The sequence below is a fragment of the Microbacterium sp. Y356 genome (genome assembly GCF_059445355.1).
On the sequence record NZ_JCAIUE010000002.1, the window covers coordinates 35,319 to 57,830 of the forward strand.

A 22,512-nucleotide genomic window follows, 5' to 3' on the forward strand; every position below is an offset into this window, starting at 1 on the left:
CAGGCACGTTGAGGTGTCCCTCCACAACCGAGACCACCAAAACCACCGAGCCGATGGGAGTTCTGAGTGTCCCAGACCCTGCCCGACCTGAGCCGCGCCGAAGGCGTACTCTTCGACCTGGATGGCGTGCTGACGCCTACTGCCGAGGTGCACATGCGCGCCTGGCAAGCCGTATTCGACCAGGTATTCACGCAGTGGGGAATCACCCCGGCGTACACCGACTCCGACTATTACGCCTACGTCGATGGCAAGAAGCGCTATGACGGCGTCGCGAGTCTGCTGCGCAGCCGCAACGTCGAGATTCCGTGGGGTCACGTGGATGATCTGCCGGAAACCGAGACGATCTGCGGCATCGGCAATCGCAAGAACGCCGCGTTCTCCGCGTCCCTGCACAGGCAAGGCATCACACCGTACCCGGGCTCGCTCGCTCTCATCGAGCAATTGCGCGCCGCAGGCATCCCGATGGGCGTCGTCTCCAGCTCGAAGAATGCTGAGGAGGTGTTGGCGAAGGCCGGTATCCGAGATTTCTTCGCCATCGTGGTCGATGGTGTGGTCGCCGAGCGTGATGGTCTTGCCTCGAAGCCAGCGCCCGACATGTTCCGCGCCGGTGCCGTGGCGCTGGGCGTGAATCCGGAGCGAAGCGTGGCTGTTGAGGATGCCGTTGCCGGCGTCGCATCCGCGTCATCCGCCGGTTACGTCGTCGTCATTGGCGTCGACCGCGGTGCTGGCGCGGGCAACCTGCGCGCTGTTGGCGCCACCTTCATCGTCGACGACCTTGCCAGCCTTCTGCCTAACCCCTCTCTGCTCAACCCCTCGGAGACCGCATGATCGATCGCGAACGCTTCCCCGTCGACCCGTGGCGTCTCACCGAGACACGATATGCAGAGGACGGTGTCGCAGAGACCATCTTCACGGTCGGCAACGGCTATCTCGGCCTGCGTGGCAACCACATCGAAGGGCGCGGCGCCCACGAGCACGGCACCTTCATCAACGGCCTGCACGAGACTTGGCCCATTCGGCACGCGGAGCAGGCCTTCGGCTTCGCCGAAGTCGGCCAGACGATCGTCAACGCACCGGATGCGAAGATCATGCGCGTCTACGTCGACGATGAGCCGATCTCCTTCGAAGAGTCCGAGGTGCGCGAGTACACCCGCACTCTGGACATGCGCACTGGTGTGCTCGAGCGCAGCTTTGTATGGGACACGCCGTCCGGCAAGCGCATCCGTATGCGCGACGAGCGCATGGTCAGCTTCGAAGAGCGTCATCTCACAATCCTTCGACTCGAGATCACGGTCGAGAATGCGGATGCTCCGGTGACTGTGTCCTGCCAACTGCTGAATCGGCAGGACGGCGGGAACGTCTACGCGGGCACACCGGATGTTGCGCAGAAGGCGGGTTTCGACCCACGCAAGACCGAGCGGATAACCGAGCGAGTGCTGCAGCCCGCGGAGTACTGGCAAGACGGTCTGCGCTCGGTGCTGTCTTACGAGACCACTGATTCCGGCATGACGGTCGCCGTGGTCGCCGATCACGTGATCGAGACCGATAACGACTACAGCGTTCGCATGCTGGTCGAACCCGACATCGCCAAGCACGTCTTCCGGGTGCAGGCGAAAGCCGGCGTCCCGATTCGGATCACAAAGCTCGTGAGTTACCACACCTCTCGCGGGATGCCTGCGAGAGAGCTCGTCGACCGTTGCCGTCGATCGCTCGACCGGGCGGCCGTAGAGGGCGTCGAGTTCCAGTTCGAGCGTCAGCGAGAGTGGCTGGCAGCATTCTGGGAGCGTTCGGATGTCGTGATCGAGGGGCATGACGATCTGCAGCAGGCGAGTCGTTGGTGCCTTTTCCAGCTGGCTCAGGCCTCTGCGCGCGCGGACGGGGCAGGGGTGCCAGCCAAGGGACTCAGCGGCTCCGGCTACAGCGGTCACTACTTCTGGGACACCGAAATCTATGTCCTGCCTTTTCTCACCTATACGAGCCCGCAGTGGGCGCGTAATGCGCTGCGCGCGCGGGTGCTGATGCTGCCGGCGGCTCGTCGCCGTGCTGGCCAGCTCAACGAGGCGGGCGCGCTGTTCCCCTGGCGGACCATTAACGGCGAGGAAGCCTCCGCCTACTACGCCGCCGGTACCGCGCAGTACCACATCAACGCCGACGTGAACTTTGCGCTCGGCAAGTATGTGCGTGCCACGGGAGATGAGGACTTCCTCCGCCGCGAGGGAGTGGACATCGCCGTGGAAACGGCGAGACTCTGGGCGACGCTCGGGTTCTGGCGTTCGTCCAATGGGCTTGGGGGAGGCTCGGAGGAGACGTTCCACATTCACGGTGTGACTGGCCCCGATGAGTACACGACCGTTGTGAACGACAACCTCTTCACGAACGTGATGGCACGCCACAACCTCCGCTACGCGGCACGCGTCGTGCGCGAGATCGCGGAGGCTGATCCTCGGGCCTATGCGGCGCTCGTCGAGCGCACAGGGGTGGGACAAGGCGAGCCGGATGCATGGGACCGCGCCGCAGAGGCCATCGTCATCCCGTTCAGCGAGAGCCTCGGCATCCACCCTCAGGACGCGATGTTCCTGGAGCGAGAGGTCTGGGATCTGGACCACACGCCGGAAGATCAGCGTCCGCTGCTGCTGCATTTCCACCCTCTGGTGATCTACCGGTTCCAGGTGATCAAGCAGTCGGATGTCGTGCTCGCGCTGTTCTTGCAGGGCAACCACTTCACCCCCGAGGAGAAACTTGCCGACTTCCAGTACTACGACCCGCTGACGACCGGCGATTCGACGCTGTCAGCGGTCGTGCAGTCGATCCTCGCGGCCGAGGTCGGATATCAGGACCTCGCGAGGGAGTACTTCGAACAGTCATTGTTCGTCGACCTCGGCGATCTGCATCACAATGCCTCCGACGGCGTGCACGTGGCATCCGCGGGTGGAGTCTGGACCGCGCTGGTGTCTGGTTTCGGCGGTATGCGTGATTACGCGGGTGAGCTGAGTTTCGACCCACGACTGCCGGTGGACTGGCCTTCGCTGTCTTTCCCTCTGCAGTGGCAGGGCGCGACTCTGCAGGTGACGGTGACGCGTGAAGAACTGCGCGTCGTCGCCCGTTCTGGAGAGCCGGTCTCATTCACCGTCCGCGGGGTCGAGTTCACGGCGTCGCCGGGTGCGGATGCTGTGGTCGCGCTCGCCGACCAGGGTCCTGTTCTGCCAGGGCGGCCGACGCTGCGACAGTTCCAGGATGCACGACGAGACGACGGCACGCGGCTCTCGGCATCCGTACCGGTGATCACGACGACGATGCCGATCATGGGTGTGGTTGAAGACTGAGTGAGAAGCCGATCGCTCACCTCGGTGTCGGCGGTACGCCGTAGGCTGGGGAAGTGACCACAGCCCTGTACCGCCGCTACCGCCCCGAGAACTTTGGCGAGATGATCGGGCAGTCGCAGGTGACTGATCCGCTCATGACCGCGTTGCGCAGCGATCGCGTCGGGCACGCCTATCTCTTCTCCGGTCCTCGCGGATGCGGAAAGACCACTTCAGCGCGCATTCTCGCCCGTTGCCTGAACTGCGCGGAGGGCCCCACTGACACCCCGTGCGGCACGTGCCCGAGCTGTGTAGAACTCTCCCGCGCCGGTGGCGGATCCCTCGACGTCGTCGAGATCGATGCGGCGAGCCACAACGGTGTCGACGATGCCCGTGACCTGCGTGAGCGGGCGACCTTCGCCCCCAGCCGTGATCGCTTCAAGATCTTCATCCTCGATGAGGCCCACATGGTCACCCCGCAGGGCTTCAATGCACTGCTGAAACTCGTCGAAGAGCCGCCTGCGCACGTCAAGTTCATCTTCGCGACGACTGAGCCAGACAAGGTGCTCGGCACCATCCGCTCTCGTACGCACCACTATCCGTTCCGGCTGGTGCCTCCGGCGGCGATGCTCGAGTACGTCGAGAAACTCTGTGTCGAAGAGGGCGTCAAGGTCGCCCAGGGTGTGCTGCCACTCGTCGTTCGCGCCGGTGGCGGATCGCCCCGTGACACGCTCTCGCTGCTTGACCAGTTGATCGCCGGCTCTGACACCGACACCGTCGCATATGAACGTGCTGTGTCACTGCTCGGATATACGCACGGCGCACTGCTGGACGAGATCGTCGAGGCGCTCGCCGCTGGTGATGCCGCGGCCGCTTTCCCCGCAATCGATCGGGTTGTGCAGACCGGGCAAGACCCACGCCGATTCGTCGATGATCTGCTGGAGCGACTACGCGATCTCATTGTGATCGCCGCGGTCGGCGACGGCGCCTCGGCGGTGCTGCGCGGCCTGGCTGAAGATGAGCTGACTCGCATGCGCGCGCAGGCCACCGCATACGGCGCTGCGCGCCTCTCGCGCACGGCCGACGTCGTGAGCGCCGCTCTGGATGACATGGCGGGGGCCACATCTCCCCGTCTGCACCTGGAGCTCATGATCGCCCGCGTGCTGAGCGCGGCGGGGCAGGGCGTGGCGGTGGCTGCCGTCGCTGCCCAGGTGCCTGCCGCTGTTGCTGCGCCTGCGCCTGCCGCTCCTGTTGCGGCGCCTGTCGTTGCGGCGCCAGTCGCGCCGGCACCGGTCGTTTCTGCGCCTGCCGTAGAGGTCGTGGAGCCAGTCGTGGCGGCGCCCACTCCCGCCGAAGCTGAGCCTGTCGCGCCAGTCGTGCCGGTCGCTGAGCCTGTCGAAGCGCCCGCTACACCCGAGTCTGTCGAAGCGCCCGCCACACCCGCCACGCCCGAGCCTGTCGAAGCGACCTCCGTGCCCGCCCCGTCCGGAATGGTCGATTTCGACCGCATCCGCTCGTCGTGGCCAGCCATTCTCACGCGCCTCGAGAACGTGAACCGCATGTCGTGGCTGCTGGTCACCACAGTGCAGCCGCTCGACTTCGACACCGCGTCTGAGGTGTTGACGATCGGCTTCGCCGGACAGCAGGACGTTGCGAAGTTCAAGGGCACGACGCCAGGTGATGGAGCATCCGATCACCTTCGCGATGCGATCGATCAGGAGCTCGGCGTACGTGTGAAGTACCGCCCCGCCCCGTTGCCGCCAGCGGCGTTATCCGAAGCGGCAGCGCCTGCCCCGGTGCGCACGGCTCCGAAGCCTGGGGCCAAGCCCGACACGCAGCAGGCAGCCCCGTCGACACCCGTCACCGAGTGGGCGGTTGCATCCATCCCTATTGCTGATCCCAGTGCCGCCGATGAACCTCAGCCGCAGTTCCCGGTCGATGAGGAGCCCGCCGAGGTAGAGTCCGCGGCATCCGCGCCGCTGCCCCCGAACGATGGCGCAATCGATCGCGATGAGCCGCCCCTGCCCGGCGATGACGAGGCGCCGTATCCCGACGACGAGCCGCCCTATGAGCCACCGATGCCGCCCGCGTCCGAGGTTCCCGCACCGCAGTCCGCCGCACCTCAGATCGCTACGCCTCAGGCAGCACCTCAGCCCGCACCATCGGTGCCGGCACCGACGGCGCAGCGCGCTGCGCCTGCCACCCCGCCCGCGGCCAATGCATTCCAGCCGACCAACGGAGTGCAGCGCTACGGTGAGGCAGTCATCCGCCAGGTGCTCGGCGCGACGTTCGTGCGCGAAGAGCCCTACGAGCCTCCGACGAAGTTCGCCTGATGTACGAAGGCATCGTTCAGGAACTCATCGACGAATTCGGGCGTCTTCCCGGAATCGGGCCGAAGTCCGCGCAGCGCATCACGTTCCACATCCTGCAGACGCCATCGTTCGATGTCGCCCGGCTTGCGGAACTGCTCGCCGACGTCCGTGCCAGGGTGCGTTTCTGTGAGATCTGCGGCAACGTATCCGAGCAGGATCGCTGTGCGATCTGCCGTGATCCGCGCCGCAACCCGGCGCTGATCTGCGTTGTCGAAGACGCGAAAGACGTGTCCGCAATCGAACGCACACGCGAGTTCCGTGGCCTCTACCACGTGCTTGGCGGAGCGATCAGCCCCATCGCAGGTGTTGGACCAGATGACCTGCGCATCACTCAGTTGATGACGCGACTCGCTGACAGCACCGTGCAGGAGGTCATCCTCGCGACGAACCCCAACCTCGAGGGCGAGGCAACGGCGAGTTATTTGAGCAGGCTTCTCACCACGATGCAGATCACCGTTTCACGTCTGGCATCCGGACTGCCCGTCGGCGGTGATCTCGAGTATGCCGACGAGGTCACGCTGGGTCGCGCGTTCGAGGGTCGGCGCACGCTGTGACCGCCGTCGCCATCCGCCACAATGACGTGGCTGTGGCCGAAGAAGCGATTGTGGTCAACGAAGTGGCCGTGGTCAACGAAATGGCAGTGGCCGAGTGAACACCCACGGCGGTTTCACCCGAAAGGGATGGCTGCTGTTCGGTGCGATGGCTGTGCTATGGGGCATCCCATACCTGTTCATTAGCATCGCCGTGGAGTCTTACTCCCCACCGGCAATCGTCGCCGGTCGCGCGATCATCGGCGCCCTGGTGCTGCTGCCGTTCGCGATCCGCAGCGGAGCACTCAAGGCGGCGCTGCGCCACTGGCGGTGGGTGCTGGCATTTGCTGCGGTGGAGATCGCCGGGCCCTTCGTGCTGCTCGGCCACGCCGAGATGACGCTGCCATCCGGACTCACAGGACTCCTTGTCGCCACCGTGCCGCTGTTCGCCGTGATCATCGCACTCCTCAGCGGTGATCGTGGTGTGCTGAAGCCCGCACGGGCGATCGGTCTGGTGATCGGATTCATCGGTGTCCTCGTTGTGGTGGCCGGGCCGGGACTCGCCAGCGGCAACCTCGTTGCGGTTGCCGAGGTGCTCCTGGTCGCGGTGCTCTACGCGACAGCGCCGTTCATCGTGGCGAAGAAGTTGGGTGGCGTTCCGTCGCTCGGCGTCATCACCCTCGCGCTCATCGCCAACGGCATCTTCTATCTGCCGATCGCGCTTGCCACCCAGCACAAGGTGCCGACTGTGCCTGCCACGGTTGCGCTCGTGGTCCTGGCAATCGTGTGCACGGCCGTGGCGTTCCTGGCATTCTTTGCGCTCATCCGCGAAGTGGGGCCAGTGCGTGCGCCTCTGTTCACCTACGTCAACCCGGTCGTCGCGATCGTCCTGGGCGCGATCGTGCTCTCCGAGCCGCTCACACCAGGTCTGCTGATCGGATTCCCACTCATCATCATCGGATGCTGGTTCGCGGGCACCGGCGGACGGCTGCGCCCCCGCCCGAAGAGCGACATCGTTTCGGATGCCACGGCTTTGGACGGGACGCAACCCTGAGTTCACTGCTGTACGGAAGCAGGCTGTCGACGAATCGCTGCGCGCAGGCTGAGCAGCAGCAGAACGAAGCCAGCGCCGACGAACATGTGCCCGAGCCCGGCGATGCCGGCGATCATCTTGGATGATTCCAGGCCCTGCACCTGCAGCATCCCGTGCCAGATCAGCATCGCACCCGTCAGCACGACACCGGCGTTGTAGATCCAGAAGAACCAACGAAACAGCTTGCTCGACGACAGCGCGAATGACTTCTCCAGCGCGAGCACGATCAGCAGCACGATCATCCCCAGCGTGAGGATGTGCGTGTGCGCGAGTCCCAGTTGTCCCATCAAGCCCTCTGGATACCCGTTGGCCTTGGTGAATTCACGGTAGAAGAGGCCGGCGGCCAGCCCCAACACTGTGTATGCGGTGACGGCACGCAGGAGGAGAAGCTGGGCGGTGCGCGAAACGATGCGCGGGGCGGGAACGGTTTCAACAGTCATGATTCCAGCGTGCGCGGCCATCGCGCGTGCGGGATCCATCGAAAGATCGAGATCCAGACGGCGCATCCTGAGACCGAACGAGGCAGAATCAGATCATGTCTGCTCCGTCCGTCACTGACCCCGCTCGGCGGCGGATGCTCTCCTCAGCGCGCTTCGCGCTGCATCTGATCACGGTGCTGCTGGCCGTGGTGACAGCGTTCCGAGCGGTCACCGTCGGCGTGCCACTGTTGCCCGCCATGCTCTCAGCGGGTGCTTTCCTGGCCTGGTATGGGGCCGGGGCGAGCTTCACCCGCGGTCGCTTTGCGGGCTGGTGGCTGTGCGGACTCAGCATCCTGTGGCTGGCGATGCTCGTCGTCTCGGCCGAGTTCGTGTGGCTGGCGTTCCCGCTGTTGCTGCTCGCAGGGCATGTGCTGCGCACCTTGCCGTCGGTGCTTTTCGCGCTGCCGGTGCTGGTCGCGGCGATCATCGCGCCGATCCTGCACCAGGTGTCGATTTCGTTCGCGCATATTGCAGGGCCTCTGCTGGGCGGCGGCTTCGCGCTGGCGATATCCCTTGGCTATGACGCCCTCGTGCGGGATGCCGTCGAACGTGATCGTCTCATCGCCTCGCTGGTGCGCACGCAGGAGGAGATGTCGTCGCTTCAGGAAGACCTCGCACGAACCCAGCGTGAGGCGGGCGCCACACACGAGCGCACCCGCCTCGCGCGAGATCTGCATGACACTATCGCTCAGGAACTCAGCTCGATGGTGCTGCTTGCGCGCGGCGGCGACAGCGAGCGGATGCCGCAGATCGAGTCGCTCGCGCAGCATTCGCTCATTGATCTTCGTCGCATTGTCGCGGCGCTCGCACCGGCCGAGTTGGAGGGCTCGGCGCTCGCGGCCGCCCTCGCGCGGATGTTGGACACACTGCACGCGGACACTGGTATCGACACCGCGCTGCGGGCCGACCATGCGTTGCCGACGTTGCCGACGCCGATCGAGGTCGTCTTCCTGCGGGTTGCGCAGTCGGCGCTTGCGAACGTGCGCCAGCACGCGCAGGCGCATGCCGTCGAGGTCGGCCTGGAGATGGTGGGTGCGGCGGCGCGGCTGACAGTGACTGACGACGGCGTCGGCTTCCGCCCCGACGCTTCGACCACGCCTTCGACTTCGACGTCATACGGCCTCTCGGCGATGCGCTCGCGGCTACGCGAATACGGAGGAGAGCTCACAGTGCGCTCGTCGCCGGGAGAGGGCACCGTTCTCGTCGCCGAAGTGCCGGTGCGCGCTGCGTCATCGGAGGAGAACCCCGCATGAGCACACGAGTCATGCTGATCGATGATCATCCCGTCGTTCGTGCGGGATTGCGCGCGATCATCGAGGCCCGCGGATTTACCGTAGTGGGGGAGGCCTCGACAGGCGAAGAAGCTCTCGAGATGGCATCCGTCCTGAAACCAGATGTCGTGCTGTGCGACCTCCGTCTCGGTGAGGGGATCGACGGCGTCCAGACGACCGCCGCGCTGCGCAGGCTGCCGGATGCTCCGGCTGTGCTGATCCTGACGACGTTCGATCACGATGCGCAGATCATTCGCGCGATCGAAGCGGGCGCCGCCGGTTATCTACTGAAGGACGTCGACAACGACACGATCGTCCGTTCGATCATCGACGCTGCCGCAGGCGCGATGGTTCTCACGCCGGGAGGCGATGAGCGACTCATCGCGGCTCTGCGGTCACCGCGGGTCGAACTCACCGACCGCGAACGTGAGGTTCTGCTGCTGGTGGATGCAGGTGCGGCGAACAAAGAGATCGCCGCACGGCTGTTCATCTCTGAATCCACGGTCAAGACGCATGTCGTGCATCTGCTGGAGAAACTCGGCGCCACCAGCCGCTCTGCCGCCACCAGCGAGGCGCGTCGACTCGGACTTCTCTGACCAGCGCCGTGTCACATGCGCTCGGCGGCATACGCGTCGAAAGTACAATGGCCGGTGGGCGGATCTGCCCGACATCCCTGGGAGTGAACGTGGCCCTCATTGTGCAGAAGTACGGCGGCTCGTCCGTCGCCGACGCTGAGAGCATCAAGCGCGTAGCCAAGCGCATCGTCGACACCCGACGAGCAGGGCACGACGTCGTCGTCGCCGTGAGCGCGATGGGCGATACGACCGATGAGCTGCTTGAACTCGCGAACGAGGTCGCACCGATCCCCGCACCGCGTGAACTTGACATGCTGCTCTCCAGCGGGGAGCGCATCTCGATGGCGCTGCTCGCCATGGCGATCCACTCCATGGGCTTTGAGGCCCGCTCGTTCACCGGCAGTCAGGCCGGCATGATCACGGACGATCATCACGGCTCGGCGCGCATCGTCGATGTCACACCGGTTCGCCTGCGCGAAGCGCTCGACGAGGGCGCGATCGTCATCGTCGCCGGATTCCAGGGTTTCAACCGCGACACCCGCGACATCACCACACTCGGTCGTGGCGGCTCCGACACGACTGCTGTCGCACTGGCCTCAGCGCTGAGCGCTGACGTGTGCGAGATCTACAGCGACGTCGACGGCATTTACACCGCTGACCCGCGAATCATCCCCCGGGCGCAGAAGCTCGATCACGTCTCCAGCGAAGAAATGCTTGAGCTGGCTGCAAACGGTGCCAAGGTGCTCTACATCCGCGCCGTCGAGTTCGCCCGCCGTCACGGCGTGCTCATCCACGCACGATCGTCCTTCTCATCAAGCGAAGGCACATACGTTTTGGGCGAGGGCATGAAGAACCCCCGCGAAGCTGAGGGAGAAGTCATGGAAGAACCGATCGTCGCAGGCGTCGCCACAGATATGGGTCAGGCGAAGATCACCGTCGTCGGCGTGCCTGACGTTCCGGGCAAGGCTGCCGAGATCTTCAAGATTGTCGCGAAGTCCGGTGCCAACGTCGACATGATCGTGCAGAACGTGTCCGGGGCATCCACCGGCCGAGCCGACATCTCGTTCACCCTGCCGAAGGCCGATGCCTCGACGGCGCTGAAAGCGCTGGCCGCTGAGCAGTCCGAAGTCGGGTTCGACGGCCTCATCCACGATGACCAGATCGGCAAGCTCTCGGTCGTCGGTGCCGGCATGCGCGTGCACTCCGGAGTTTCGGCGACGCTTTTCGAGGCGCTGTCGACCGCGGGTATCAACATCGAGATGATCTCGACCTCTGAGATCCGCATCTCCGTGGTGCTGCGCGACACCGACCTCGCCGATGCATCCCGCATCGTGCACACCGCGTACGGGCTCGACGGCGACGCCGAGGCTGTCGTACACGCCGGCACTGGGCGTTGAGATGACCATCCTCATCCGGCCGGTCGAGCAGTCCGACCGGCAAGGATGGGAACAGCTGTTCCACGTATACCGGGACTTCTACGCGCTCGAGCACGACGATGCGGTGATCGATACCGTTTGGCGATGGCTGCACGACGAGAGCCATGAGCTGAATGCGCTTATTGCGGTGCAGGACGGCGTGCCGATCGGACTCGCGCACTGGCGTCGCTTCGCCCGTCCGTCCCGGGGTGGTACGGCGATCTTCCTGGACGACCTGTTCACGACGACCGATGCCCGAGGCCATGGCGTCGGATCGGCGCTGATCGCACGCCTTCAGAAAATCGCCGCAGAAGAGGGCCTCCTCGAAGTGCGCTGGATCACCTCGGAATCGAACACCGATGCGCAGCGACTCTATGAGCGTGTCGCCCAGCGATCGCCGTTCCTCACGTACATCGCACCGGTCGCCGGAGACTGACGGCTACTGGGCCGGTCGCTCCCTGAGTCTGTCGAAGGGTAGACTCACCAGAACCCTGACATCGGCGCCAGGCGCGGCATCCGCACCCCGACGCCGTGCCTTGCGCTTCGTTTGCAATACTGCACGTCGCCAAGGAGACTCTCATGACCCGCATCTCTGACTCAGGACACTCCGTCGCCATCGTCGGCGCCACCGGTCAGGTGGGCACTGTCATGCGCGAGATTCTCAGCGAGCGCGCGTTCCCGATTCGTGAGCTGCGCCTGTTCTCCTCGGCTCGCTCGGCGGGCAAGACCATCGAGTACGCGGGCGTCGACGTCATCGTTGAGGATGTCGAGACCGCCGACCCAGCGGGCATTGAGATCGCGCTGTTCTCCGCCGGCGCCACCGCCAGCCGCGCCTACGCTGACCGTTTCGCCGCAGCCGGTGCCGTCGTCATCGACAACTCCAGCGCCTGGCGCAATGACCCCGAAGTGCCGCTCGTGGTCAGCGAGGTGAACCCGCACGCGACCGACGACCGCCCTCGGGGCATCATCGCGAACCCGAACTGCACGACCATGGCGATTATGCCGGTGCTCAAGCCCCTCGCCGAGGCCGCTGGTCTCGAGCGTCTCATCGTCAGCACTTACCAGGCGGTGTCGGGCTCCGGCCTCTCCGGTGCGCAGGAACTGCTCGGCCAGGTCGAGAGCGTGCTCGCTCAGGGTGACACGCTGCGCCTCGTGCACGACGGCTCCGCAATCGACTTCCCTGCGCCGAACAACTACGTCGCACCCATCGCCTTCGATGTCATCCCGCTCGCCGGTTCTATCGTCGAGGACGGACTGAACGAGACCGACGAGGAGAAGAAGCTCCGCAACGAAAGCCGCAAGATTCTCGAGCTGCCCGGCCTGCTGGTCGCGGGCACGTGCGTGCGCGTTCCGGTTTTCACCGGTCACTCACTGTCGATCCACGCGGAGTTCGCGGACGACATCACCCCCGACCGTGCCCGCGAGATCCTGGCATCCGCTCCCGGTGTGGCTCTCGAAGAGGTGCCGACCCCGCTGCACGCGGCAGGCAAGGACCCGAGCTTCGTCGGCCGCATCCGTGCCGACCAGTCTGCGCCGGAGAACAAGGGTCTCGTGCTGTTCGTCAGCAACGACAACCTTCGCAAGGGCGCCGCGCTCAACGCGGTGCAGATCGCCGAGATCGTCGCCGCGCGCCTCACCGTCGCCGTCTAACTCGCGTCTCGGCCGGACGGTGGTATCGAGTCGCCGGCACACTTGCAGGGCCGATGCACGGACGTCTGCCCATCCGACGGCGTTTCGCCCTGCATCCGTTCGATCGCCCTGCATCTGTGCAGGGTAGACGGGGCCCTAGGACGGCGTGCGCCGGATGGTTCGCGGCGTACCGGCCGCGAACTAGACTGGTCTGGTGACTGAATCCGTTGACGTTGTCCTCATCGGTGGCGGCATCATGAGTGCCACACTGGGTGCCCTGCTGCATGAGCTGCAGCCGGACTGGAAGATCGTCGCCTTCGAGCGACTGTCTGACGTGGCCCAGGAAAGCTCGAACCCGTGGAACAACGCGGGCACCGGCCACGCTGCCCTTTGCGAGCTGAACTACATGCCGCAGACCGGTGGACCGCTCGACCCCGCCAAGGCGGTCTCGATCAACGAGCAGTTCCAGCAGAGCCGGCAGTTCTGGTCGTCACTGATCGACAAGGGCGTGCTCGACGCGCCATCGACCTTCATCAACGCCACCCCGCACATGACGTTCGTCAATGGCGAGAAGGATGTCGCGTACCTCAAGGAACGCTACGAGGTGCTCAAGAAGCAGCCGCTGTTCGATGGCATCGAGTACAGCGAAGACTCCCGCGTGATCAACAAATGGGCACCGCTGCTCATGCAGAAGCGTCGCAAGGGCGAGCCCTTCGCAGCCACGCGTGTGCCGGCCGGCACCGACGTCGACTTCGGCGCTCTCACGCACCAGCTCTTCGATCACCTCAAAGGCAACGGCGTCGAGCTGCGCACCAACCACGAGGTGCGCAGGCTCAAGAAGCAGAAGGACGGCAGTTGGGACATCAAGTTCCGCAACAGCCTCGGCCACACACCTGGTCAGATCAACGCGAAGTTCGTCTTCGTCGGTGCGGGCGGTTGGGCACTGAAGATGCTGCAGCGCTCCGGCATCCCTGAGATCAAGGGTTACGGAGTCTTCCCGATCGGCGGCCAGTTCCTGAAGACCTCGAACCCGGCAGTCGTCTCGCAGCACAAGGCGAAGGTCTATTCGCAGGCATCCGTCGGTGCGCCGCCCATGTCGGTGCCACACCTCGACACGCGTGTCGTCGACGGCGAGGCGTCACTGCTGTTCGGTCCGTTCGCGACCTTCAGCCCGAAGTTCCTCAAGAACGGCTCGATGCTCGACCTGGTCACCCAGGTGCGCCCGCACAACCTGTGGCCGATGCTGCGGGTCGCATTCGCGAACCCCGACCTCATCACCTATCTCGTCGGCGAACTGATGAAGAACCACCGCAAGAAGGTCGACAGCCTTCGCACGTTCATGCCCACCGCGAAGGACGAGGACTGGACGCTCATCGACGCCGGTCAGCGTGCGCAGGTCATGAAGAAGGATGCCAAGAAGGGCGGCGTGCTGCAGTTCGGCACCGAGGTCGTCTCGGCCGCTGACGGTTCGATTGCCGGACTTCTTGGCGCATCGCCTGGCGCATCGACGGCCGTGCCGATCATGCTGACCCTGCTGAAGGACTGCTTCCCGGAGCAGTACTCGGGCTGGGAGCCTGCGCTGCGCGAGCTCATCCCGACGTACGGCCAGAAGCTGAACGAAGATGCCGAACTGGCCGAGAAGTCCATGGCTGCGACAGCAGCCACCCTTAACATCTCGAAGTGACACGGCACCGTGGCGAAGCTCTACTTCCGCTACGGGGCGATGAACTCCGGCAAGTCGACGTCGCTGCTGCAGGCCGCATACAACTATGAGGAACGTGGGCAGCACGTTCTGCTCGCGAAGCCTGCGATCGACACCAAGGGTGCAAGCCAGGTGGAGAGCCGCCTCGGCATGACCCGTGAGGTCGACTTTCTGATCCCTCCGAACGGGGACGCGCGTGCGCTGTTCCAGTCCCGGCGTGAGCGGATGCAGCGGCACAATGACGCAGGACTCATCCCCGCCGAGCCGATCGATGTCGCATGCCTGCTGGTGGATGAGGCCCAGTTCCTCACCGCAGAGCAGGTCGATGATCTGTTCCGGATCGCGGTCGATGACGGCATCCCAGTGATCGCCTACGGCATCCGCAACGACTTCCTCACCCACGCATTCCCCGGGTCTGCCCGCCTGCTCGCTATCGCGCACTCGCTGGAAGAGCTGAAGACGATCTGCCGCTGCGGACGCAAGGCCGTGTTCAACGGCCGCGTGATCAACGGCAGCTTCGTGTTCGACGGTGATCAGGTCGCGATCGATGAGGGTGCGACCGGGGGAGCGTCCACCGATGTCGTCACCTACGAGTCGCTGTGCGGGCACTGCTACCTGGAAGAATCCGGCGGACGCCTGGGCTGAGAGCCCGATTCACACACCCTCGCTAGAGGGAAGTTTTGCGTGGTCTGACCACACGCGCTACTCTGTGGTCAGACCACAGGAGGAGCAATGGCGGAGCGAGCATGGCGGCTCGTGCTCGAGCACATCGAGCGCGACCTTCTCGACGGCAGGCTCGGACCAGGCGACCGGCTGCCTTCCGAGCGCGATCTGGCAGCTGACCTCGGCGTCGGACGTTCCAGCGTCCGTGAGGCGCTGCGCGTGCTCGAGGTCATGGGGCTCATCCGCACCGCGACCGGCTCAGGCCCGCAGTCGGGCGCGATTGTGATCGCCACCCCCTCCGGTGGCATGTCCGCCCTGCTGCGCCTGCAGGTGGCCGCACAGGGTTTCCCGCTGGCGGATGTCGTGGGGACGCGGCTCGTGCTGGAGGATGCTGTGGCGGCAGCCCTCGCCGCGGACACCGCCCGCGACACGACTGAAGCGCACCGTGTCCTTGATGCGATGGATGCCAGCACGCTGACGCCCGGCGAGTTTCTCGCCCTGGATGCCCAGCTGCACCTGTCTCTGGCCGAGGCATCTGGAAACTCTGTGATCGCGGCCATGATGGCGGGGCTGCGCACAGCAATCGAGTCGTATGTGCAAGCCGGTTCCGAGGCGATCGCCGACTGGGACTCGATGGCAGACACGCTCCGCGCCGAGCACCGCGAGATCGTCGCTGCGATCGACGTAGGCGAGGCGGATCGTGCTCGCGCGCTGGTCCGCGCACATATCACCGGCTACTACACCGCAGCGGGCTTGACTCGCATCACAGAACCCTGAATCGGAACCCCGAAAGGAGCATCATGGTCAAGCGCCAGCTGCCCAACCCGGTCGAGATCCTCGACCTAATGAAGTTCAAGAAGCCCGAATTCGACGGCAAGAAGCGCCGCCTCGAGGGCGCGCTCACCATCAACGACCTGCGCACGATCGCGAAGCGCCGCACGCCGAAGGCGGCGTTCGACTACACCGACGGAGCCGCCGAGGGGGAGCTGTCGCTCACGCGTGCACGTCAGGCGTTCGAGGATGTCGAGTTCCACCCCGGCGTTCTGCGCCCGGCGCCGGATGTCGACACCAGCGTCGACATCCTCGGGGGACCCAGCGCACTGCCGTTCGGCATCGCCCCGACCGGCTTCACGCGTCTGATGCAGACCGAGGGTGAGGAAGCCGGAGCGGGGGCTGCCGCCGCGGCAGGCATCCCGTTCACTCTTTCCACGCTCGGCACGACCTCGATCGAGTCAGTGAAGGCCGCGAATCCGAATGGGCGCAACTGGTTCCAGCTGTATGTCATGCGCGACCGTGAGATCTCCTACGAACTCACCCGGCGCGCCGCCACCGCCGGCTTCGACACGCTGCAGTTCACGGTCGACACCCCGGTCGCCGGAGCCCGCCTGCGCGACAAACGCAATGGATTCAGCATCCCGCCGCAGCTCACGCTCGGCACGATCATCAACGCGATCCCGCGCCCGTGGTGGTGGTATGACTTCCTCACCACTCCGAAGCTCGAGTTCGCTTCGCTCAGCACCACCGGCGGCACCGTCGGCGAACTGTTGGATGCCGCGATGGACCCGACGATCAGCTACGACGATCTTGAGGTCATTCGGGGCCTGTGGCCAGGCAAGCTCGTCATCAAGGGTGTGCAGAACGTCGAGGATGCGGTGCGGCTGCGCGACGCGGGTGTCGATGGCGTCGTGCTGTCGAACCACGGCGGACGCCAGCTCGACCGAGCGCCCATCCCGTTCCACCTGCTTCCGACGGTGCGGGGGGCCGTCGGCGACGACTTCACGGTCATGGTCGACACCGGCATCATGAACGGCGCAGACATCGTGGCAGCCGTCGCGCTCGGCGCAGATTTCACACTGATCGGTCGGGCATACCTCTACGGCCTGATGGCCGGTGGCAGGCAGGGAGTTGATCGCACGATCACGATCCTGCGCACGGAGATCGAACGCACCATGCGTCTGCTGGGCGTCGCCTCACTCGCCGAGTTGGAGCCCGGCCACGTGACGCAGCTGCAGCGCCTGATGCCCGTCGCGCGCTGACTGAGCCAGTGGCGGGTGTCACAGAAACGGCGGGTGTCTTGACGCGGCACCCGCCATTTCTGAGACGCACGCTTCGACCGTGTCTCAGAAGCTGCGGGTTGGATGCCGCCACACCCGCACGTTCTGTGACACAGGCGCCGGTCTACAGCGTCGGAATCAGCTCGTCGAGCTTGTCGGCGGTGTCCTGCCAGCCCTCAACGGCGATCGAGCGGACGCCCATCGCGAGCACCGGGTAGTCGTTGCCGCCCTCGTCGAGGCGGTCGCCGTAGAACAGCATGTCGCCCAGCGGAATCTCGGTGTGCTCGGTGAGCGACTTCATGCCATAGGCCTTGTCGATGCCGGCACGGGTGATGTCGATGGAGGTCGAACCGCCCGCGCGCACCTCGAGGTCGGGGAGGCGTGCAGCGACGGCGTCGCGCAGCGAGAGGCGCTTCTGGCCGGAAGGATCCCAGGCATGCTTCGCGTCTCCTGGCGCCTGCTGGCCGAGCGCGGAGAAGGTGATCTGCGAGCCGCGATCTTCGAGGATGTCGCCCCACGGGTTCTCTTCCCACAGGCCCAGCCGCTCGGCCTCTTCGCGAAGCGCCTGCAGTGCCGAGGACTTCTCCTCTTCGGACAGGTCGTGGGCGTACACAGTGGTGAACTCGGTGCCATCGTGGCGCAGGTAGCGGGTGCCGCATGTCGGCAGCAGGTGCAGGCGGCCGAGCTCGGCATCAGTCGCGTTGCCCAGCTGATTGATGACCTGCGCACGGAACTGCTGCTCGTTACCGCCGGAGATGATCGCGACCTCGACACGGGCAAGCAGCGCGCGCAGCTGTGCAGCGATGCGCGGGTCGATCGCGCTCTTCGACGCAGCGAGCGTGTCGTCGAGGTCGAAGGCAACGAGCCGAGGCGTGGTCATGAATTCTCCAGGTGATATGGGGAAGGCCGCCCCGTAGGACGGCCTTCCTGCAACTGTGGTCGGGGTGACAGGATTTGAACCTGCGGCCTCTTCGTCCCGAACGAAGCGCGCTACCAAGCTGCGCCACACCCCGTTGCAACCGTTTGAGTCTACAGGGAAAATCTCCGCGCACCGAATCGAGCGCAGGTCCCTGCTAGGCGGGCGTGTCCTGTGCTGTCAGCGTGAGCAGGGTCGCTTCTGGGCGGCATGCGAAGCGCACTGGCGCATAGATCGAGTGGCCGCAGCCGGCGCTGACGTTCAAGGGGATGCTGCGCGCGCCGTGCGTCCAGGTGCTCAATCCCTTGGCCTGCTTAAGAGGAATATCGCAGTTCGCGACGAGCGTTCCGTAGCCGGGCAAGCAGACCTGGCCGCCGTGTGTGTGCCCGCCGAAGATCGCCTGCGCGCCGTTGTCGACGAAAGTGTTCAGTACCCGCTGATACGGGGCGTGAGTGACGCCGAGCAGGGGAGTCGTGGCATCCCGCGCCCCGAGCGAGGCGATTGTCGCCGGCACGGAGTCGAGGTCATCCCAATCGCGATGGGCGTCGTCGACGCCGAACAGATCGACGGTGTTCCCAGCGACTTCGATGCGCGCGGCGGCATTGTTCAGCCCTGCCCAGCCGAGCTCATCGGTGAAGTATGCGTCCAGGGCTGCCGTGTCGAGCATCTCTGGGGCGCGGTGCCGCTTCGATGGGCCGGAGAAGTACAGCAGCGGGTTGCGCGGAGAAGGACCTTGCACGTCGTTGGAGCCGTGCACGAAGACGCCGGGGACGCCGGCGAAAGCATCGAAGGCGTTCCGGATGCCTTGCAAACCGTCGCGATGGCCAAGATTGTCGCCGGTGTTGACCACCAGATCCGGCTCAAGCTCGGCGAGTGATGACAGCCAGTTCTGCTTGCGGTGCTGCCACGGCGCCATGTGAGCATCGGACACGTGCAGGACGCGCAGGGGCTGCGCGCCGGGTGGCAAGGCCGCAACGGATGCCTCTCGCACCGTGAACAGGTAGCGCTCGATGCCGATGCCCCACACGGCGCAGGCCGCACCCACAGCCCCCACCGCGCCGAGCGCGATGAGGGCAGGGTGTGCAGAGCGCGAAGCTGCTACTCGCACTTGATCGTTACGGTGGTGGACTTGGTCGCAGGAGTCCCAGCAGAGGGACTCGTGCTCTCCACTTCAGCGTCCTTCTTTGAACACGACCCATGTGGCGAGACGTTCGAGAATCCCGCGGCATTGAGAGTGTTGATCGCGTCCTGGATCGATTCTCCGGTTACATCGGGCATGGTCGTACCCTGTCCGTTGCTCGGCGAGAGCGTGACGGTGGTGCCTCCAGGAGCCTGGCCTGCGCCCGGATCCTGTTCGGACACAAGACCCTCGGCGATATCGCTGTCGATCGGAGTGCCCACAGCAACGCCGAATCCAGCGCCCTCCAGCGTGCGGGTTGCATCTTCGATCGTCTGCCCGACGACGTTCGGTAGATCGGTGAGCACCCGGCGGGTGAGGTTGCTGTCCGGCTGCGGGAAGTTGTCTCCACCACCGAGCACCTGGTTGGCGGCGTACTGCATGTCTTGGGCGATGCCGTAACGGATTCTCTCCAGGGCCGTGCCGTTGTAACTCCCGCCCCAGATGGGTACCCGGCCTTCGGTGCGGCCGACGAAGACAGCGGTGGTGGCCTTCGTGCTCGACTCGATCATCATGGTCGTGTAGTCGTTGTGCGAGCCGGTCTTGCCGATCAGCGGCGTGCCATCCCACGGGTTGGCAGCGGAGCCTGTGCCACCGCTGGCCATCACGCCCTGCAGCGCGTATGCCGCCGTGGCCGCGACCTCGGGCGTGAGTACCTGCGTGCACGAGGCTTCGGGCACCTTCATCTCGCTGCCGTCCTGGGTGACGATCCGATCGATCGCCCGCGGAGTGCAGTAAATGCCGCCGTTCGCGACGGTGGCGTAGGCGCCAGCCATTGCAAGCGGGGAGATGAACTTGGACCCGAGGACCGTAGCGAACGGCACGTTTGCTTGCTCTCCCGGGCTGGTCTCTGTGCGTGGGATGCTCACGGCAACGCTGGCGCCGCTGGCGAGCGTGACGCCCATTCGCTCGGCGACCTGGTTGATCTCGCAGAGATCGAGCTTCGAGGCCATTGCGAAGAAGCCGGTGTTCAGAGAGTTCCGCGTGAACGTCATCGGCGTTCCCGTGTAGCCGTTGTCCCTGCCGAAGTTGCCCACCTCCTTGGTGTCGAACTTCATCACGGAGTCCTCGCACGCCGCTTTCATGGTCAGCGTCTGGTTGCGGCCGTTGATCGACTCGTTGACAGAGTGCCCCTTCTCCAGCCAGTCGATGAGCGTGAACAGCTTGTATGCGGATCCGACGGGGAAACCGCCCGATCCGCCGTGCTTGAAGTTCGAGGCGTACACGATGGACGAGTATGCCTGGTCTCCATCGTCCGTCTCTCGGAAGACGGTGTTCTGCGTGATCGCGAGCACGCGGCCGGTGCTCGGCTCGACGGTGACGCCGGAGCCACCGAAGTACTGGTTGTCGAGGTTCGGGGGAATGCGGCTCTGCATCGCTGCGGTGGCCGGGTCCTGGATGCGCAGGTCGAGTGACGTGTAGATCTCGAGGCCATCGCGCTGCAGAGCCTTGGTGCGCTCCTGCAGGGTATCGCCGAAGGCGGCGTCGGTCATAACGATGCTTCTGACGTACTGGCAGAAGTACGCGTAATTCGGCGATGCCGCGCAACCCTGAATCGGCTGCGTGATGACGGGAACGATCGCCGAAGCATCCGCTGCGTCGTACTGCTCCTGCGTGATCTTGCCCTGGGTAACCAGCATTCCCAGCACGTAGTGACGGCGATCCTTCGCGAGCGCGTAGCCGTCGGCCTCGCTGTTCACAGCGTTGCCGTCGACGCTGTCAGAGCCGTCGATCTTGTCGATCCGGTAGGAGTTCGGGTTCTGCACCATGCCCGCCAGCGTCGCAGCCTGCTCAAGTGTGAGATTGGCTGCGGTGGTGCTGAAGTAGTAATTTGCTGCGGCTTCGATGCCGTAGATCGTGCCGCCGAAGCTGGCGATGTTCAGGTACCCGAGCAGAATCTCGTTCTTCGAGTAGTCCTTCTCGATCTGAATCGCGTAGCGCATCTCCTGCAGCTTGCGCTCGATGCCGTCGCTGCCATCGGCGGTCGCGGCATCCGTCCAACACTGTGCGATCTTCTCGTAATACTCGTTGACGCCGGGCAATACGCCCTGCTCGCACTGCTGGATCAGAACGTTCTTGACATACTGCTGCGTGATGGTCGAAGCACCGCGCGAAGATGTGCCGCTGACGTTCTCGACGAGGGCCTTCGCCGTGGCACCGATGTTGATGCCACCGTGCTCGTAGAAATCCTTGTCCTCGCTGGAGAGGACCGCATCGAACATCACCGGGGCGATCTGCTCGAAGGTGACCTGCGTGCGGTTCTGGTCGAAGAACGTCGCGATCGGAGTGGGATTGCCGTCGAGACCCGTGGCGAAGATCGTGCTCGGCTCCATGGGAGCATCCGGCTTGAGGTATGACGGCAGCTTGTCGAACAGGTCGAGAGCTTGGGATCCGGCGGCACCGGCGACGGCCAGAGCGGGCGTCACTGTTGCGGTCACCAGGACACCGGCGACCACGCTGAGCCCGACGAGACCGAGAAGGCCGCCGAGCACGCCTTTCGCCGTGCGATTCTTCTGAGGCATACGCTAGATCGTAGGGGAGTTCCCTGAATACCGCCTTTGACGCTCGGCTGAGCCGACCGTCGCCGATGTGCAGGAGTGCCATGACTACGTGGGAGTACTTGACTACACCGCTGCTGATTCACAACACCGCAGCAATTCTCAACAACTGGGGCAAGCAGGGCTGGGAGCTCGTGCAGGTCATCACAGGCCCCGAAGGCGGCCTGGTGGCCTACTTCAAGCGCCCCGTCGCAGGTGACGACTCGAACAGTGCCGGTCTCGCGGCCGCAGAGCAGGCAGCGCGCAAGTTTGAAGGAGGCGCCGCATGAGCATCGCTGCGCGTCTGAACGAACTCGGCATCGAGCTGCCAGCGGTCGCAGCGCCCGTGGCCGCGTACGTGCCCGCGGTGGTGCACTCTGGCCTCGTTTACACGTCCGGTCAGCTGCCGTTCACTGCCGGAGCGCTGCCCGCGACCGGCAAAGTGGGTGCTGAGGTCACGGCGGAGGACGCCAAGGCCTACGCCCGCACGTGCGCCCTGAACGCGGTGGCTGCCGCTGCCGCTGCGGCCGGTGGTGTGGACAAGCTCGGTGGCGTTCTGCGCGTCGGTGGCTTCGTGGCATCCGATCCGACGTTCGCCGGCCAGCCTGGCGTCATCAACGGCGCGAGCGAAGTTCTCGGTGAGATCTTCGGCGAGGCCGGCGTGCACGCCCGCGCCGCCGTCGGCGTCGCTGTGCTGCCGCTGGATAGCCCGGTTGAGGTTGAGGTCACTTTCATCCTCGCCTGAGGAGCGCGTGCCTGCCGTGCCACGTCGTGGCGGGCCCGGGGCGGGGGTCGCAGTT

20 protein-coding genes and 1 tRNA gene are annotated in these 22,512 nt (G+C 65.1%); 16 read left to right on the plus strand and 5 right to left on the minus strand.

Going from position 1 to position 22,512, the window contains the following annotated elements:
• Nucleotides 1-66: 66 nt before the first annotated feature.
• The 5 genes from AC1C2Q_RS13800 to AC1C2Q_RS13820 all read left to right on the plus strand — a co-directional run bounded on the left by AC1C2Q_RS13800 (nucleotide 67) and on the right by AC1C2Q_RS13820 (nucleotide 7,255).
• Nucleotides 67-828, plus strand: coding sequence for an HAD family hydrolase (locus tag AC1C2Q_RS13800; RefSeq protein WP_495431792.1), 762 nt, complete (start codon nucleotides 67-69; stop codon nucleotides 826-828).
• On the plus strand, nucleotides 825-3,323 hold the full coding sequence (locus tag AC1C2Q_RS13805; RefSeq protein WP_495450607.1) for a glycoside hydrolase family 65 protein: 2,499 nt from the start codon (nucleotides 825-827) through the stop codon (nucleotides 3,321-3,323). Before AC1C2Q_RS13800 ends, AC1C2Q_RS13805 begins: the two co-directional genes overlap by 4 nt.
• 53 nt (nucleotides 3,324-3,376) lie before the next feature.
• On the plus strand, nucleotides 3,377-5,632 hold the full coding sequence (locus AC1C2Q_RS13810) for a DNA polymerase III subunit gamma and tau (RefSeq protein ID WP_495450608.1): 2,256 nt from the start codon (nucleotides 3,377-3,379) through the stop codon (nucleotides 5,630-5,632).
• Complete coding sequence (gene recR, locus AC1C2Q_RS13815; RefSeq protein WP_495431795.1) at nucleotides 5,632-6,225, plus strand: recombination mediator RecR; 594 nt, start codon at nucleotides 5,632-5,634, stop codon at nucleotides 6,223-6,225. The genes AC1C2Q_RS13810 and recR overlap by 1 nt, the downstream gene beginning before the upstream one ends.
• Nucleotides 6,226-6,319: 94 nt before the next feature.
• Nucleotides 6,320-7,255, plus strand: coding sequence for a DMT family transporter (locus AC1C2Q_RS13820; RefSeq protein ID WP_495450609.1), 936 nt, complete (start codon nucleotides 6,320-6,322; stop codon nucleotides 7,253-7,255).
• Between the two features lie 2 nt (nucleotides 7,256-7,257).
• Here the strand turns inward: AC1C2Q_RS13820 and AC1C2Q_RS13825 are convergent, their stop codons facing one another.
• Entirely contained in the window at nucleotides 7,258-7,734 is a 477-nt protein-coding gene (locus tag AC1C2Q_RS13825; protein WP_495450610.1) for a DUF2871 domain-containing protein, read from the minus strand.
• Between the two features lie 95 nt (nucleotides 7,735-7,829).
• On the opposite strand from AC1C2Q_RS13825, the gene AC1C2Q_RS13830 reads away from it, so the two are divergent.
• The 9 genes from AC1C2Q_RS13830 (at nucleotide 7,830) to AC1C2Q_RS13870 (ending at nucleotide 17,064) form a co-directional block, all read left to right on the plus strand.
• Nucleotides 7,830-9,026, plus strand: coding sequence for a sensor histidine kinase (locus AC1C2Q_RS13830; RefSeq protein WP_495450611.1), 1,197 nt, complete (start codon nucleotides 7,830-7,832; stop codon nucleotides 9,024-9,026).
• Entirely contained in the window at nucleotides 9,023-9,640 is a 618-nt protein-coding gene (locus tag AC1C2Q_RS13835) for a response regulator (RefSeq protein ID WP_495431799.1), read from the plus strand. Before AC1C2Q_RS13830 ends, AC1C2Q_RS13835 begins: the two co-directional genes overlap by 4 nt.
• Before the next feature lie 89 nt (nucleotides 9,641-9,729).
• Nucleotides 9,730-11,016, plus strand: coding sequence for an aspartate kinase (locus AC1C2Q_RS13840; RefSeq protein WP_495431800.1), 1,287 nt, complete (start codon nucleotides 9,730-9,732; stop codon nucleotides 11,014-11,016).
• A gap of 1 nt (nucleotide 11,017) precedes the next feature.
• A complete protein-coding gene (locus AC1C2Q_RS13845) occupies nucleotides 11,018-11,470 on the plus strand; it encodes a GNAT family N-acetyltransferase (protein WP_495450612.1) in 453 nt (150 codons plus the stop codon).
• Between the two features lie 143 nt (nucleotides 11,471-11,613).
• Nucleotides 11,614-12,684, plus strand: a complete 1,071-nt coding sequence (locus AC1C2Q_RS13850) for an aspartate-semialdehyde dehydrogenase (RefSeq protein ID WP_495450613.1) — start codon at nucleotides 11,614-11,616, stop codon at nucleotides 12,682-12,684.
• A 235-nt stretch (nucleotides 12,685-12,919) separates the two neighbouring features.
• Nucleotides 12,920-14,347, plus strand: coding sequence for a malate dehydrogenase (quinone) (gene mqo / locus AC1C2Q_RS13855; protein ID WP_495450849.1), 1,428 nt, complete (start codon nucleotides 12,920-12,922; stop codon nucleotides 14,345-14,347).
• 9 nt (nucleotides 14,348-14,356) lie between these two features.
• Complete coding sequence (locus AC1C2Q_RS13860; protein WP_495450614.1) at nucleotides 14,357-15,010, plus strand: thymidine kinase; 654 nt, start codon at nucleotides 14,357-14,359, stop codon at nucleotides 15,008-15,010.
• A gap of 87 nt (nucleotides 15,011-15,097) precedes the next feature.
• Nucleotides 15,098-15,805, plus strand: coding sequence for a FadR/GntR family transcriptional regulator (locus tag AC1C2Q_RS13865; RefSeq protein ID WP_495450615.1), 708 nt, complete (start codon nucleotides 15,098-15,100; stop codon nucleotides 15,803-15,805).
• A gap of 23 nt (nucleotides 15,806-15,828) precedes the next feature.
• A complete protein-coding gene (locus AC1C2Q_RS13870; RefSeq protein ID WP_495450616.1) occupies nucleotides 15,829-17,064 on the plus strand; it encodes an alpha-hydroxy acid oxidase in 1,236 nt (411 codons plus the stop codon).
• A gap of 142 nt (nucleotides 17,065-17,206) precedes the next feature.
• Here the strand turns inward: AC1C2Q_RS13870 and AC1C2Q_RS13875 are convergent, their stop codons facing one another.
• From AC1C2Q_RS13875 to AC1C2Q_RS13890, 4 genes are all read right to left on the minus strand, one after another.
• A complete protein-coding gene (locus tag AC1C2Q_RS13875; protein WP_495450617.1) occupies nucleotides 17,207-17,962 on the minus strand; it encodes an HAD-IIB family hydrolase in 756 nt (251 codons plus the stop codon).
• Between the two features lie 56 nt (nucleotides 17,963-18,018).
• Nucleotides 18,019-18,095 (minus strand) — tRNA-Pro (locus AC1C2Q_RS13880).
• A gap of 60 nt (nucleotides 18,096-18,155) precedes the next feature.
• On the minus strand, nucleotides 18,156-19,106 hold the full coding sequence (locus AC1C2Q_RS13885; protein WP_495431807.1) for a metallophosphoesterase: 951 nt from the start codon (nucleotides 19,104-19,106) through the stop codon (nucleotides 18,156-18,158).
• Nucleotides 19,097-21,697 carry a transglycosylase domain-containing protein gene (locus AC1C2Q_RS13890; RefSeq protein ID WP_495450618.1) on the minus strand — a complete coding sequence of 867 codons (2,601 nt, stop codon included), beginning with the start codon at nucleotides 21,695-21,697 and terminating at the stop codon, nucleotides 19,097-19,099. The genes AC1C2Q_RS13885 and AC1C2Q_RS13890 overlap by 10 nt, the downstream gene beginning before the upstream one ends.
• An 80-nt stretch (nucleotides 21,698-21,777) precedes the next feature.
• Here AC1C2Q_RS13890 and sp36 point away from each other — a divergent pair, with 80 nt between their 5' ends.
• Nucleotides 21,778-22,002, plus strand: a complete 225-nt coding sequence (gene sp36, locus AC1C2Q_RS13895) for a Sp36 family protein (protein WP_495450619.1) — start codon at nucleotides 21,778-21,780, stop codon at nucleotides 22,000-22,002.
• A complete protein-coding gene (locus tag AC1C2Q_RS13900) occupies nucleotides 21,999-22,457 on the plus strand; it encodes a RidA family protein (protein WP_495431810.1) in 459 nt (152 codons plus the stop codon). The genes sp36 and AC1C2Q_RS13900 overlap by 4 nt, the downstream gene beginning before the upstream one ends.
• Nucleotides 22,458-22,512: the final 55 nt, after the last annotated feature.